This is a genomic window from Staphylococcus felis, assembly GCF_003012915.1.
GTDB classification, from domain to species: Bacteria; Bacillota; Bacilli; order Staphylococcales; family Staphylococcaceae; genus Staphylococcus; species Staphylococcus felis.
This window is the reverse complement of record NZ_CP027770.1, coordinates 2,315,055-2,329,133: the sequence shown is the minus strand read 5'-3', so window position 1 is coordinate 2,329,133 and position 14,079 is coordinate 2,315,055. Positions and strand designations below refer to the sequence as shown.

At 38.0% G+C, this 14,079-nt stretch carries 22 protein-coding genes; 20 read left to right on the top strand and 2 right to left on the bottom strand.

The features are described 5' to 3' along the window. The first annotated feature begins 55 nt into the window (after positions 1 to 55). The 14 genes from C7J90_RS10990 (at position 56) to dcm (ending at position 8,423) form a co-directional block, all read left to right on the top strand. Positions 56 to 583, top strand: coding sequence for a crossover junction endodeoxyribonuclease RuvC (locus tag C7J90_RS10990; protein WP_103208566.1), 528 nt, complete (start codon positions 56 to 58; stop codon positions 581 to 583). Further along, on the top strand, positions 573 to 833 hold the full coding sequence (locus C7J90_RS10985; RefSeq protein ID WP_103208569.1) for a hypothetical protein: 261 nt from the start codon (positions 573 to 575) through the stop codon (positions 831 to 833). Before C7J90_RS10990 ends, C7J90_RS10985 begins: the two co-directional genes overlap by 11 nt. Further along, entirely contained in the window at positions 830 to 1,195 is a 366-nt protein-coding gene (nrdI, locus tag C7J90_RS10980) for a class Ib ribonucleoside-diphosphate reductase assembly flavoprotein NrdI (protein ID WP_103208572.1), read from the top strand. Before C7J90_RS10985 ends, nrdI begins: the two co-directional genes overlap by 4 nt. Then, on the top strand, positions 1,192 to 1,413 hold the full coding sequence (locus C7J90_RS10975) for a hypothetical protein (RefSeq protein WP_142380704.1): 222 nt from the start codon (positions 1,192 to 1,194) through the stop codon (positions 1,411 to 1,413). Before nrdI ends, C7J90_RS10975 begins: the two co-directional genes overlap by 4 nt. Continuing rightward, positions 1,410 to 3,524: a class 1b ribonucleoside-diphosphate reductase subunit alpha gene (gene nrdE / locus C7J90_RS10970; protein WP_103208576.1), complete on the top strand. Its 2,115-nt coding sequence runs from the start codon at positions 1,410 to 1,412 to the stop codon at positions 3,522 to 3,524. Before C7J90_RS10975 ends, nrdE begins: the two co-directional genes overlap by 4 nt. Before the next feature lie 35 nt (positions 3,525 to 3,559). Continuing rightward, entirely contained in the window at positions 3,560 to 4,507 is a 948-nt protein-coding gene (nrdF, locus tag C7J90_RS10965) for a class 1b ribonucleoside-diphosphate reductase subunit beta (protein WP_103208578.1), read from the top strand. A gap of 72 nt (positions 4,508 to 4,579) precedes the next feature. Beyond that, positions 4,580 to 4,798, top strand: coding sequence for a hypothetical protein (locus tag C7J90_RS10960; protein WP_103208581.1), 219 nt, complete (start codon positions 4,580 to 4,582; stop codon positions 4,796 to 4,798). Positions 4,799 to 4,815: 17 nt separating this feature from the next. Further along, a complete protein-coding gene (locus tag C7J90_RS12020) occupies positions 4,816 to 4,974 on the top strand; it encodes a hypothetical protein (RefSeq protein ID WP_167389001.1) in 159 nt (52 codons plus the stop codon). Between the two features lie 24 nt (positions 4,975 to 4,998). Next, positions 4,999 to 5,256 (top strand): glutaredoxin family protein, encoded by a 258-nt coding sequence (locus C7J90_RS10955; protein ID WP_103208583.1) that lies wholly within the window; start codon positions 4,999 to 5,001, stop codon positions 5,254 to 5,256. Continuing rightward, on the top strand, positions 5,253 to 5,489 hold the full coding sequence (locus C7J90_RS10950; protein WP_103208586.1) for a hypothetical protein: 237 nt from the start codon (positions 5,253 to 5,255) through the stop codon (positions 5,487 to 5,489). Before C7J90_RS10955 ends, C7J90_RS10950 begins: the two co-directional genes overlap by 4 nt. After that, the gene (locus tag C7J90_RS10945; protein ID WP_198456228.1) at positions 5,489 to 6,259 is read left to right on the top strand and encodes a nucleoside 2-deoxyribosyltransferase; all 771 of its coding nucleotides are present in this window, start codon (positions 5,489 to 5,491) and stop codon (positions 6,257 to 6,259) included. The genes C7J90_RS10950 and C7J90_RS10945 overlap by 1 nt, the downstream gene beginning before the upstream one ends. Beyond that, complete coding sequence (locus tag C7J90_RS10940) at positions 6,252 to 6,458, top strand: hypothetical protein (protein WP_103208589.1); 207 nt, start codon at positions 6,252 to 6,254, stop codon at positions 6,456 to 6,458. The genes C7J90_RS10945 and C7J90_RS10940 overlap by 8 nt, the downstream gene beginning before the upstream one ends. After that, complete coding sequence (locus tag C7J90_RS12215; RefSeq protein WP_232618822.1) at positions 6,442 to 7,083, top strand: DUF3310 domain-containing protein; 642 nt, start codon at positions 6,442 to 6,444, stop codon at positions 7,081 to 7,083. The genes C7J90_RS10940 and C7J90_RS12215 overlap by 17 nt, the downstream gene beginning before the upstream one ends. Before the next feature lie 56 nt (positions 7,084 to 7,139). After that, on the top strand, positions 7,140 to 8,423 hold the full coding sequence (gene dcm, locus C7J90_RS10930) for a DNA (cytosine-5-)-methyltransferase (RefSeq protein ID WP_232618824.1): 1,284 nt from the start codon (positions 7,140 to 7,142) through the stop codon (positions 8,421 to 8,423). On the opposite strand, the gene C7J90_RS10925 is transcribed toward dcm, so the two are convergent. Then, positions 8,420 to 8,800 (bottom strand): hypothetical protein, encoded by a 381-nt coding sequence (locus C7J90_RS10925; RefSeq protein ID WP_103208590.1) that lies wholly within the window; start codon positions 8,798 to 8,800, stop codon positions 8,420 to 8,422. The two genes, dcm and C7J90_RS10925, sit on opposite strands and share 4 nt — an antisense overlap. A 232-nt stretch (positions 8,801 to 9,032) precedes the next feature. On the opposite strand from C7J90_RS10925, the gene C7J90_RS10920 reads away from it, so the two are divergent. The 6 genes from C7J90_RS10920 to C7J90_RS10895 all read left to right on the top strand — a co-directional run bounded on the left by C7J90_RS10920 (position 9,033) and on the right by C7J90_RS10895 (position 12,751). Next, complete coding sequence (locus C7J90_RS10920; RefSeq protein ID WP_103208592.1) at positions 9,033 to 9,509, top strand: DNA N-6-adenine-methyltransferase; 477 nt, start codon at positions 9,033 to 9,035, stop codon at positions 9,507 to 9,509. A 20-nt stretch (positions 9,510 to 9,529) separates the two neighbouring features. After that, a complete protein-coding gene (locus C7J90_RS10915; RefSeq protein ID WP_103208594.1) occupies positions 9,530 to 9,883 on the top strand; it encodes a hypothetical protein in 354 nt (117 codons plus the stop codon). 2 nt (positions 9,884 to 9,885) lie between these two features. Then, positions 9,886 to 10,323: a hypothetical protein gene (locus tag C7J90_RS10910; protein ID WP_103208598.1), complete on the top strand. Its 438-nt coding sequence runs from the start codon at positions 9,886 to 9,888 to the stop codon at positions 10,321 to 10,323. 1,193 nt (positions 10,324 to 11,516) lie between these two features. Continuing rightward, positions 11,517 to 11,720 carry a helix-turn-helix domain-containing protein gene (locus C7J90_RS10905; protein ID WP_103208601.1) on the top strand — a complete coding sequence of 68 codons (204 nt, stop codon included), beginning with the start codon at positions 11,517 to 11,519 and terminating at the stop codon, positions 11,718 to 11,720. A gap of 98 nt (positions 11,721 to 11,818) precedes the next feature. Then, positions 11,819 to 12,343: an antirestriction protein ArdA gene (locus tag C7J90_RS10900; RefSeq protein ID WP_103208604.1), complete on the top strand. Its 525-nt coding sequence runs from the start codon at positions 11,819 to 11,821 to the stop codon at positions 12,341 to 12,343. Positions 12,344 to 12,436: 93 nt separating this feature from the next. Continuing rightward, on the top strand, positions 12,437 to 12,751 hold the full coding sequence (locus C7J90_RS10895) for a hypothetical protein (RefSeq protein WP_103208606.1): 315 nt from the start codon (positions 12,437 to 12,439) through the stop codon (positions 12,749 to 12,751). Here the strand turns inward: C7J90_RS10895 and C7J90_RS10890 are convergent. Then, positions 12,724 to 13,868 (bottom strand): IS3 family transposase gene (locus C7J90_RS10890; RefSeq protein ID WP_103209691.1). Its coding sequence is split into 2 segments (ribosomal slippage): positions 12,724 to 13,622 and positions 13,622 to 13,868, totalling 1,146 coding nucleotides; the frame shifts between segments, so codons are not numbered across the junction. The two genes, C7J90_RS10895 and C7J90_RS10890, sit on opposite strands and share 28 nt — an antisense overlap. Positions 13,869 to 14,079 lie beyond the last annotated feature (211 nt).

Below are 14,079 nucleotides of genomic sequence, written 5' to 3'. Positions count from 1 at the left end.
GAACAACTATAATTAAACTTCATGTCGGTACGTACGATAATTTGGGAGGTAAGCGATGAGCATTTATATAGGATTAGATTTATCGTTTGCTAAAACCGGTTATGCCGTAGTCGAAGTTATAAACGGCAAGCCGAAATTACTGGACTATGGCTTGATTAAAAACGATCCAAATCAAACGGAGCAGGAACGTATTGAGTACAATGTGATAGCTATCGATTTTCTTGCTTCACAATATCGTCCAGACGTCATTGTGAAAGAAGCATCGGTAGTAGGGAGATCGTCTACAGCTATGCCTGTGTTAAAGACGCACGGTGCGTATGAGCTTCGAATGTATAGTCGGTATAAACTATTCGATTTTCATAACGCATCAATTAAGAAGTGGGCTAGGAATGTTCTTAACGTCAAGGATAACGATAAGAAGATGGTGGGAGAAGCTGTCGAGAGAAAGTACGGCACTGTTGATGGCTTATACACGCCTAGGGGGAAATATATCGACGACATAGGCGACGCTATTGCATGTGTAACTGCGTTTCTAGAACGCGAAGAGATTATCGAAAAGGGAGTGAATGAAAGTGAAGATTGAAATTACAGGACCATCGAAATTCGATTATGTGAAATACGGCTTTGCTATGCTTGCGTGGACTATGATTAAAGCGTTTTTCATTTTCACAGCAGTAGTAATGCTTACTGAATATAGCTTCTCATTAAAGACATATACTTTAGCGGTTTTATTGACTCTTACGATAGACGGAGTATTTCGATTTTTTGAGCGTGTACTAAATATTACTGACGCAAACAAAACAAAAATAGATTTCATGGAGGACGAACAATGATTGACGTCTTCTATTTTTCGAAAACAGGGAATACGGAGTCTTTTGCTAAAAGACTTTCGACGGACTGTCTTTCGATTACAGATAAAGAACCTGATAACCAGTTCGTATTACTCACACCAACATACTTTTTTGGACAAGTTCCGGAAGAAGTTGACGATTGGTTGTCTCGGAATGAGTTAAAACTAATAGGAGTTATCGGGTTTGGTAATCGAAACTGGGGTTCTAAATATTTCGGACGTGCAGCTGACATAATAAGCGAAAGTTTCGGAGTGCCTGTTTTAACAAAAGTTGAACTTCGGGGTACTGACGAAGATGTCGAAAGCGTGGATAGAATAATTGAGTCGTTAAGGAGGCTGAGATGATGCCCACCGTTTACGTATACTGTAGCCACACTGGCGGAATTTATTTTGATAACCATTACGATGAGAGACATTTAGAGTTCTGCGAGGTTTGTGGCGACAGTGACATGTTCAAAGGGGTAGCAAGTAGCGCATCAGAATTAAGGAAGTTGCTCCACGGCTACGATGAAGATTATATAGAAGATAAAATAAAGGAGTTTGAGGAGGACTATTTCGAATGAGTAAACCGAAATCACACATTGAGCTAAATAACGAGGTTATGGAGTACGATGAGAATGGTAATCCAACAATTAATGTTGAAAAGGATGCCGAAGCGGTTAAAGCGTATTTTATAGATCATGTAAACGTTAATATGCGTTGGTTTCATAACCTGAAAGAGAAGGTTGATTATTTAGTAGACAATGATTATTGGGATATTGAATTAATATCGCAATACACTTTTGATGAAATAAAGACGGTATTTAAGCGAGCATATAGCTTTAAGTTTCGATTCCCGTCCTATATGTCGGCGTTTAAGTTTTACAACAACTACGCTATGAAATCGAATGATAAAAAGTCATACCTAGAGCGATACGAAGATCGAGTGAGTATTGTGGCATTGTTCTTCGGAAATGGAGATTTTGAGTCCGCATTACGTTTTGTTGAACTAATGATGAGCCAAAAGTACCAACCGGCAACACCAACGTTTTTAAACGCCGGTAAGGCAAGACGAGGAGCGTTTATTTCATGTTTCCTTCTAGAATGCGGAGACTCATTAAACGATATTAATCAGATGAATAGTACTGCTAGACAATTGTCGAAAATTGGTGGCGGTGTCTCTATCAATCTAACAAAAACAAGAGCGAAAGGCGAATCACTCAAAGGTTACGAGGGAGTGACTAGCGGGGTTGTGCCAATCATGAAAAACCTTGACCAATCGTTCCGTCACATTAATCAGATGGGACAGCGTCAAGGAAGTGCAAGTACGTACTTAAATGTGTTTCATGCGGATATTTATGATTTTTTAGCAACAAAAAAGATTAGTGCTGATGATGACGTTAGGACACCGACTTTGAATATTGGGGTGGTTATTCCGGATAAAATGATAGAGCTAGCTCGAAATAATGAGCCGATGTATTTATTTTATCCGAAGAACTTCTACGATGTTATAGGAGAGCATTTAGACGAGGTAAATTTGACCGAAAGATATGATGAGTTCATCACTAATCCGGAATTGCGCTTAAAGAAGATTGACCCTAGAGGTTTATTAGAGCGAATAGCTATAACGCAAATCGAGTCTGGCTACCCGTATATTATGTTTTATGATAACGTAAATAATGAAAATCAATTGTCGAACATTAGTAACATAAAATTTTCGAATCTATGTAGCGAAATTTTGCAACCGAGCATTGTTTCAAAATTTGGAGATTATGGAGATGACAATGATAAAATCGGATTGGACATTTCGTGTAACTTAGGTTCGATTAACATAGCTAATACTATGGAAAGTGGAGACATCGAAAACACTGTGTCGCTATCAATCGATGCCCTTAATAGAGTGTCGAATACTAGCGATGTAAAAAATGCTCCCGGAGTTAAAAAAGCGAACGATCTAATGAGAAGTGTTGGGTTAGGCGCTATGAATCTTCATGGTTATTTGGCGAATAATTCAATATCGTATGAGTCGAAAGAGGCTATCGAATTTGTAGACCATTTCTTTAGTTCGGTAAGGTTCTATGCTTTAAAACGTTCCATGGAAACAGCTAAAAAAACGGGGTTGACATTTATGGACTTCGAGAATAGCGGTTATAGTGATGGGACATTCTTCGACGATTATGTCGAGAATAAATTACCACGAAATTTTACGTCGGAGAAAGTATCTGCCTTGTTTAACGGTATTAAGTTACCAACAAAAAGTGATTGGAGACAACTTCAAAAAGACGTTGAGAAGTACGGACTATACAATTCGTTGACATTGGCAATTGCTCCTACGGGATCTATTTCGTATGTACAATCGGCAACAGCAAGTGTAATGCCGATAATGGAGAAACTCGAAGTTCGTACTTACGGAAATAGTAAGACGTTCTATCCTATGCCGAATTTAGATAACCGAAATTGGTTCTTCTATAAAGAAGCGTATAGCATGGATATGATGAAAGTCATTGATTTAATAGCGACGATACAGAAGCACGTCGATCAAGGGATTTCTTTTACAGTGTTTGTCACTGATGCTGTTACAACGAGAGATTTAACACGAATTCAGCTTTACGCGCATTATAAAGGTATTAAAACGTTATATTATGTCCGACAAAAAGACACAAGTAACGAAGAGTGCGTAAGTTGTGCGGTTTAAACAAACGAAATTAAAACGACAAAGGAGATTGAAGTATGGCTTATACAGCTGGAAATTGGTCTGTTAAAGATGATGACTATTCGGAAATGTTTATCCTACAAAACCTAAAGCAATTTTGGTTACCGGAAGAAGTCGCATTAGCAAGCGATATTCTTACGTGGGAAGAGTTGTCGAAAGAAGAGCAAAAAGTCTATATGCGTGTTTTAGGAGGGCTAACGCTCCTAGATACGTTGCAAGGTAATGACGGAATGAGTCAAATAGCGCAACATGTCGAGAGTCATCAACAAAAGGCAGTTCTTACGTTTATGGGTGGTATGGAAAACGCTGTACATGCACGCAGTTATTCGAATATTTTCTTGACATTAGCCAGTCAAGCGGAAATTGACGGTGTATTCGAGTGGCTGGAACGTAATGGCAGATTGCAGAAAAAAGCGGAAATGATTGACGAATTTTATAATAATATTTCGGACAAGAAATCGTTATATAAGGCGATGGTAGCATCAGTTGCTTTGGAATCATTTTTGTTTTATAGCGGGTTCTTCTATCCGTTATATCTTGCTGGACAAGGAAAGTTGCGTGCAAGCGGTAATATTATTCAACTTATTATTCGTGATGAGAGCATACACGGAACATACGTCGGATTGTTAGCCCGTAAGTTAGCTGATGACTTGGGCGAGGATATGTCAGACTTTGTTTTCGGACTATTTGATGAGTTGTTGGAGAACGAAATTGCGTATACTCGTGAGATATACGACAATATTGGGTTAACACTAGAGGTTGTCGATTTTGTTAAGTATAACGCAAACAAAGCGCTAAATAATCTTGGGTTTGAGAATCGCTATGAACACGATAAGGTAAGTTCGATTGTGTTGAATGGGTTAAATGTTGGACAAGATTCTCACGATTTCTTTAGCGAGAAGTCATCCACGTATAAAAAAGCGACAGTAGAGGCCATTTCTGATGATGACTTTATTTTTGAATAAACTACTTGAAATAGAAGCATTACTATACAGAAATATTAATGGATTAGAATCTAATATTAGGAGGGATAGGCGTTGAGAACAGAAATCTCGATAGGACCGCGTGAGGTAATAATTGATAGGGCATGGTCGAAAGAGACCTATATGAATGTCGATACTATTCACACTGACATAAACTATTCAATGTTTGAAATAGAGTGTTTAGATGGAGAGAGAACACTTATCTTAGGGTATGAAAAAGATCCTATTATGTCGGCGCACATCGGTAAAAACGTAACTTTAGAAGTTCATTAAAAACGGAGGGATATAGAATGAAAGAGTATAGCGTAGAAATTGAATATTACGGGATGATAGAAATCCCTATTGAAGCAGAAACAGCGGAAGAGGCTTACGATTTAGCACAGGATACAGCTATGATGGAAATCCCCTTCGAGTCAGACGTTTTATCTATATCGGTACTAGAAAATTAAAAAAAAAACGGAGGTTATAGACGAATGAAATTAGTCGCATTGAAAAAGCCGAATTGTATGCCATGTGGAATGGTAACTAGATATTTAAGCGGAAAATTAGACGGAGTTGATTATGAGGAATATGACGTAACCACCGATAGCGGCATGGTTGTCGCTGGACACTACGGCATCATGTCTGTGCCAGTTTTAATGTTATTAGATGAACACGGGGCGATCGCAGGTAGGGTAGATGGATATAAAGAGAAACAAATTGATGATATTTTGGCGGAGGTAAGACGATGAACTATCTATCGAAATTAATGAAAAACGTCGAGTTAACGTTAATTGTAGTATTACTATTAGCGTTGAAAATATCTGTATTTAGCGGTCATCTAGTGCCGACGATATTCCTTATCGATAATTTCATTACGGTATTGTTGGTATTTTCGGCGTTAGATTTATACGTTATCTTAAAGAGTGAGTATAAGAGAAAGTACTCTAACGAATTTAAGAGTGGAAAAGGAGTGTCGAAATAATGGCGTTTAATGTTTGGGATAGAGTATTAGTAAAAGGCGTTCACACAGTAGAAAATCGTGACTACGTAAGATTATTTAATCCGGTTGAAGCTACGATAACAGCCGTTTTTAGCGACACAGTTTTTGGGATATATCCTGAAATATACGGTGCTAATACAATTAACACGACCGAGGACGAGGTTGAGTTCATCAAAAGAGCTTCCGATGACGTAAATATGATTTATCTTGCGGGAGATATGCTTAGTTACGGAGCACAGTTACAACGAAAGAAAGAGGCGGCAGAACTTCGTAAACGTGGTTTAGAGTTATATGTGCCGCACGAGGACGAATCGATTAACGATAAAGCAAATGTTGATAATGAGAGACTTGCTGAAAGAATTGTAGAAAATGATACGGATGGGATAATGAAATCCAACGCAATTGTTATTGATTGTAATGAAAACGGAAAAGGAACGTTAGTTGAGCTAGGACAAATAAAAGGAATGCGAGATATGGCAACTTTGGTAGAGCGAATAATCGAAACTTATACGGGATTTGATGATTCCGTTGTAGATGCAGTATTAGAAGTATGCGAAGAGATTAAGTCGAAAAAGGTATACCCGCATAACACGGATATACGTCGGCAAAATACTGCAGAACAGCAAGGAGACCGACGAGAGTTTGGCGTCAATCAATATGTGTACGGTGTGGCGCTCGATTTAACTGACGGAAAAGGGTTCTACGAGTTAGACGAGATATATAGTGATTTAGGAAGCGGATCGAATGAGTAGATTTAGTGAACAGTTCGAAAGGCGTTTTGGAGATGCGGAGGTAATCGCCAAAGATTTTTATGGCGACCCTTTGCTCGAAAACGAGGATGTATATTATGACGAGAACGAACAGTGCTACGTTAGTGAGTCTAATATAGCGAATTATTTAAGCGATATAGGTATTCGAAAGGAGACGCTAAGGAATGACGTTATCTATTGATGATAGACGATACGCATTGTTATTTACAACTGAATTTTGTGGCGATAAATATATCGTCGTTGACTATGAACCCTCCGAGGAGTTAAATGACTTGATTTATGTCCCGGCTTATGATCATGTCATACCGTATAAAAATATTAAATCTTTAAAGTATGTACAATCGGAGGTGTGGCTTACGATGAGGAAAGTAACGCTATTTGGAGGCAACGACTTATATGTCATGAACAATGACGGACTATTAGAAACAGAAGACACTGTTTACGAAAGAATGACGAAAGCTATTTCCAACGAGTACGCAAATAAATCTACAAAGACTGCGGCTGATTATGGTATAGGAATTACCGATAAGCAGCTTGATTTTAAGCCGTTTGATAACGAAAATAAAACGATTGAAGTTGAACACCCGTCGCATTATACCAACGGTAATATAGAAACAATAGAAATTATCGAGGAAATTACGAAAGGTTATGACGATGGCTTTGTAGCTTTGTGCGTTGGTAATGCGATTAAATATCTAGCGAGAAGCCCGTTCAAGCATGACGATAGCTCTATCGACTTAAAGAAGGCGTCTAAGTATTTAGAGTTTGCCTTGAATTATATCGAAAAAGAGAAAGACATTAGCTAATAATATATAAGGGGTTATTTCGCAGTTTTAAAACGAAAATAAAACGGAGGTTTCATTTGGACAAATATATCAATAAGATTATAAATAACGGATTAGTAACTAAGAGATTTAAGTATGCCTCATTATTTTCCGGTATAGGTGGGTTTGAAACAGCGCTAAACGCGTTAGGAGGCGAGTGCGTTTTTGCTAGTGAGATCGACAAATTTGCCCGTAAAGCGTACGAAGCTCTATACGGACAGAAGCCGTCAGGAGATATTACAAAGATTCGTGCAGAAGATATACCAAATCACGATGTTCTAGTCGGCGGATTTCCGTGCCAAAGTTTTAGCGTAGCAGGTAAAAGAGGAGGCTTTGAGGATACCCGTGGAACATTGATATACGATGTTGTACGCATTGCTTCCGTGAAGCAGCCTAGCGTATTGCTTCTCGAGAATGTAAAAGGATTAATAAGTCACGATAAGGGAAGAACGCTAGATACAATAATGAGAATAATCAATGACGCCGGTTATCGATTGGACTTCGAGGTTCTAAACTCGAAATATTTCGGTGTCCCGCAGAATAGAGAGCGTGTATTTATTGTATGCATTCGAGAAGATCTAGTCGATAATGACGATTGGATTATTAGAGGAACGAATGTAGTAGCGAAAGGAAAGAAACGAATTTCTCAATATGACGGCGTTAAAACGTTTAACTTCGACTACCCAACGAATACTACTATTTCGGAAAGTCTTGCCGATTTCTTAGAAAAAGAAGTTAACGAACGGTTTTTCCTAAGTGAAGAAAAAATAGCGAAGTTAGTCACGCAATTGAAAGAACGAGAAAGCTCAACGATAAGGCTAGGTAACCCAAACAAGATAGCCGGAATGTACGGAAAATCTCAAGCGGGGTCTGTTTACGACACGGCAGGCGTTAGTCCGACGTTAGACACGATGCAGGGTGGTGGGAGAGAGCCGATGATAGCCATACCAATATTATCGCCTGACCGAGTAAACAAAAGTCAAAATGGGCGTCGCTTCAAGAAGGATGGAGAACCGATGTTTACACTTACGGCACAAGATAGACATGGGATTATAACGGATGATACACAGAGTTTTGATAGCATTTATGATAATACAGAGGTCTCATCTGCATCACGCAGTAGTAAATCGAGATATGGTGTCAGGATTCGAAAGTTAACTCCGAAAGAGTGTTGGAGGCTACAAGGTTTTTCTGACGCACAGCATGACGCAGTTGAGAACGCTGGAGTATCAAATAGTCAGCGATACAAGCAAGCTGGGAACGCCGTTACTGTTAATGTTGTATACGCTATTACCAAGCGATTGCTTAAATATCTTGACTAATATTTTGATGATGCTTTTCGGAACATTTTATATTCATCGGACGACTCTTCTTCGATGTATTCGTAATAGTGCTGTCCGGATTTATAACCGGTCTCTTCCGCAAAATGACGGCTTGTAATATATGACGATTTGTCGATAAACATTGAGCCACCTTTAGTGACGATTATTAGTGAATCCTCTGCCTTGTTATACGCCATCCCTACACGAGACCCCTTTCGAAGCCCTATTGCTTTTAATAACGAACTAGACATATAGAATCGATTGTGCTTGGCGTCAAACGATATTGTCGGTCTACTATACTTGTAAATCGGCATATATCCTTCTGGCAAGTTTTGACGCCAATCATCGTTGGTGCTGTTTTGAAACGAATTATTCACGAGGATTACCTCCTTATTTTTATTTGTGTAATAATTATACGAAATTTTAAAACGAATTACAAACGGAATGGGGTTATGATATGGAGTATTATAACGTTCTACCAAGAGGATTGAAGAGAGACTCGACTAGCGGTAAACTTCTTTGAAGATACGGTAAACAAGCCCATATAATACAGGCGAATTTAAGTACCTTAAAATATTTCAAACGAAATTAGAACGGAGTGATAATGGTATGACAAACTTATCGGTACATTATAGTAGTGTATCAAACGAATGGACTACACCACAGGAGCTCTTCGATTATCTAAACGATATTTATGGGTTTACGTTAGATCCATGTAGCGATGGAATCAACGCCAAGTGTTCTAAATATTTTACTGAAAAGGATGATGGGTTATCGCAAGATTGGTCTAACGAAATTGTATTCATGAATCCGCCATACGGCAGGGCGATAAAAGATTGGATTAAAAAAGCGTATGGAGAGTCACAGAAAGGGGCAACTGTTATTGCTTTAATTCCGTCAAGAACTGATACGAAATATTGGCACGATTACTGTATGAAAGCGAATAAAATAACGTTGATAAAAGGGCGTGTGAAATTTGGAGACGGTAAAAATTCAGCCCCATTTCCGTCTGCTATAGTCGAGTTTAAACCGGCACACACACACACGCACACACCGATTTTGGATGCAATGGACGTTATAAACTAACAGCGTAAGGAGGCAAACAAATGTCTTTCCAGATGAATTACACGCCAATGATTGTACGGAATTTCTTTGAAAATTATCACGAGTTCCTATCATACGTCGAAAAAGGAGATCCATCATATGTTGAAATATGGGTCGATATAAACGACGCTATACAGGGAGCAGACATAACGGCTAGAGATATGCGGTACTTACAAGAGTGTTACATACTCGATAATTACTACGACTTTAAAAGTATCGCTAAAAAGTATGGGACGTCTAGATATACGGTAGAGAGAGGCGTTAGGCGTGCTTTAGCAGGTATCCTAAACGAATTAACAACGAACTTGTATAGTTTTGAAGATATAAAATTGCGTAATTACGACGAAAGGATGTAGCGATGATTTATGCACAAGCTATAAGTATAGCGAAATCAGTTATTGATATTTTATGGAAGTGTAGAACGATAAATGATAAAGAAGTAACAGACGAGGTAAGAGTCGGCAATAGTGCTTTGCTAGAGCGTTGGTTTTTCGATATTACCGGATGTCCCTTACCAAATGAAGAACGAGACGGCATAGCCGAATATTTGTTATATCGTGGTCTAGATAAAGGATATCGCTCATCTTATTTTACGGATGAGTACCCATATCAAACCGATTATCAATTACGCATGGCTCATAGCAAAGAAACGTCATTAGAGTTCGCACAAAATCACGACACATTATCCCGATCACAATCGCCAAAGACACGTAAAAAGCGGTTAGAAGTCGAGGAAGCGTTGAATGTTAAGAAATGGCGTTTAAACGAACATGAACAATCGAATAAAGGTATTTAAAAATGGGGCGGGGTTCATCGGATTTATTACCGAGAGAATCCCGTCATTTTTTTCGTCTACATAAATGGGGGTGGCCCTTAGCGTTTTATTTCGAAATAAAGGTTGCATTTTTTTTTGACGGGGGAGGTGTGGGCGTTTTTATTCCGGAAGTACTGCACGTTTATTTTTGACGGCGGGGGATATGACCATTTGAATTACGGTATATTACGGCGTTTATTTTTACGGATAGGGAGGGGACGTCAGGCAGTCGCTCCTATCTGCGATGGAAGCGCGGTTTATTTAGCGGCTTACACACCACTCGTTATAAAAAAAGACGTACGATCATAATCGTACGCCTAAACGAAATTAAAACGGAGGTAACGAATCTCCGTACGGATTGTACCGAGTATCATAATAACGATTGCTCCACGTCTGAAACTATCGCTTTGATAACGGTGGGTCAACGATATCACATACTGACGACTCATGTCAATCTATACAGGTGTCTATATTGTGGCTATCGTATATTTACCCGTAAAAATAACTCTCGACGCACGAGAATCGACTTGACAGAGCTTTAATTATCTTATTTTATACGATAATACATATGACGTAGCTAATTCGGCTCTTATTTACTGATTATAATACAAAATGACTACATAGTTCGAGTACAACATGCCGAAATTACAATCGGCTAATTTATTACATAGCGTCTATCGGAAATATAATAAGATGAAAAAAAAATAACGCTCGCTTGTGCGTACGCATGGTAAGTATGTACGGCTCACACGCGCTCGCACGTGTAATGCATGTCACGATTGCTGAATACGTTAAAGGACTTTGACTCAAAGATGCTCGTTCAATACTCTCGCGAGTACGTCATACGTGCGCGTAGTACATGCCGAAGTCGCTGAATACGTTAAAGGGCATATAGCGATTTTTGTGTCGCTATTATAGTGCATGTCACAAACTCCGAATACGTTAAAGAGATCCGCCTTTAAGTCCGTCTGAATATGCATTTTACGAGGTCTCCTTTGATTATATGACGGCTGTCTTAGGCGTCCTTGCATAGCTCTTTGTATGCGCGCATACACGTATTATATGAAGCGTAAATATTTCGTTATTTTTTCGTTAAAAAGTGTTGACGTTTTATAACGCATCATGATATAGTTATGTCAGTTAGAAAAAAACGAAATTAAGACGGAGGTACTTAAATGAAAAACGAAAACTTAATATTGAGGGAAAAAGTTATCGCTCTTTTCGATAACGCTGATCTCACTACTTACTTTATCGAAAAGGAGTCAGGCGTTAGCCGTTCGACAGTTAGTCGTATAGTAAACGGTTATCGCTCAATTGATAACCTTCGACTAGAAACAGTCGAAAAGTTAGCGCAACTTTATGACCGCATCAGCAACTAAGATTATTATATTACTTAGTAGAAGCGGTTAAAAGGTTTTTAGTGTCAACGTTTAACTTTTAAAACGAAATTAAAACTAAATTTTTGGAGGTATTTATTATGAATAACGTAAAATTAAATGTTTATATAGCAAACTTGGAGGAATACGTGAAAGGGTCTCTGAAAGGGGACTGGTTCGATGTTTTGGCGGAGTTTGACGAGTTATCAGACTATGTTAATACACTTGAATCAGAATGGTTTATAGCGGATCATGAGAGTGACTTATTTCATATAAGTGAATACATGGTGCTAGACGAGTTAGAAGAGCTAGCACAGTATATTAAAGGCTTTGAATATGGTACGGATGTTGCAAATCTTTTGAAAAACTGGACGTCATGCAACTGTGACATTAAAGCAATCATCGAAGAGAGTTCTCTTCTTTTAATTTCAAGCGAAGATGGCTTGTTAAACGAATATCAAGCTCTAGGAGAGCATGAGCTAGATGCGTTAGGGTATGACTTATCGTCTATAGTATATCGATACTTCGACACAGAACAATTTGGGTATGATACGATTCTAAGCGGGGGATACTCTTATGCCGGAAAAAATAACGATTTAGAACACATCTATGTCAGACACGTTTAACGTTGTTAGAACGCATGACGTTGCGGTCGTGCGTTCGATAGAATGTTAAACACATTCAAACGAAATTAAAACGAAAAAACGGAGGTTGCTAAAATGCAAAAATTAAAAGAAGAAGAACTAAAAAAGGCTGTCGATTACTTCGAAGAAAATCTGCTAGAAGTAACAGACGTTCAAGCGCTAGAATATGCTGCGCTTGAACTTGTCGGATATCTGTCCGCAAACGGGTTCAAATTCGAGGATGTTGCGTCTCACTTCGATAATGCTGATCTAATCGATGAGGACGACATAAGCAGATTATTTGAGTATGTATATGTTGTGCCTAGCGTCGCATCATTATCTTGCGATGAATACACAGAGTTAGCGCATAACGATTTGGTATGTCAACAGATTTCTAGACAGTTTTTATAGAAACTATCTTTGTACGCTTTCGGCGTCAGATAATTTAATGCACTATGAGGTCGAATGTTGTTATACCAATTAACATAATCAAACAATTCGAGTTTTAAGTGATTAATAGATTTAAAATCATACTGTTTAATGAATTCAGTTTTTAACGCTTTAAATGTACTTTCAGCTACTGCGTTGTCATATGGACATCCTTTCATGCTTAAAGATCTTTTGATACCAAAGGTATCTAGTACATCATCAATCATGTGATTATCAAACTCTTTTCCTCTGTCAGTGTGAAACATTTGTACGTCTCTTAAATCGTGTCTAATGCTACTAAGTGCCTTGGATACAAGCGTGCTATCTTTCTTTGAGCCTGCGCTATGCCCAACAATCTCACGGTTAAAAAGATCAATAAATAAACATATGTAATGCCATTTTCCAGCCACTTTTACATATGTCAAATCACTGACAAGAACTTCCAATGGTTCTTTTCTATTGAAACTTTGATTTAATTCATTATTGATTTCGCGTTCACTTGAGCGAGAAGGAAATGATTTATACTTCGATGTCGTATAAGAAGATACTAATTTATTTGCTTTCATAATGCGTCCTATACGTCGTCTTGAGACATTTAAACCATTTTTGATAAGTTCATTTTTAATCCTTCTTGTTCCAAAACATTTGCGATTAGAATTGAAAATCTCGATAATTTTATCGCTAATTTCCTTATCTCGATCATCTTTTTCAACGTTGGGTGATTTGTTAATTTCGTAATAGTAACTACTTCTAGAGATTTGCAGGACTTTGCACATTGCTGATACTGAATATTTATTGGCATTCTTTCGAATGACATCTATTTTCGTCCCATGATCAGCGCTGCTTGCTTTAAAATATCATTTTCCATTTTCAATTGTTGATTTTCTTTACGTAATTTTCTTAGTTCTTTTTCTTCATTAGTTAAGTTATCTTGATGGTTAAATGAACCAGTATTTTGATGTTGCTTAATCCATTTCCCTAACGCCGAAGGTGTTAAATCATATTCACGAGCAATTTCATTTCTAGGCTTACCATTTTCATAAAGCTTTACCATTTGTAATTTAAATTCAGGACTAAAAGTTCTTCTTTCTCTTGTCATAAAAATCGCCTACTTTCTTAATTTAACAATATCTATTCTCATAGAATTTGTCCAACTAAGTGTAGACGATTCAATTCTCTATTTCTTATCGTTCATGAAGATGGCGAAGACTTTGACGACTTCACATATATAGAAGAGTTGGAGGTAAGCTTATGAGTTATCGCATAGTGTTAACGATATTAATAATATTAGCTATGATTGCGTTAATTTA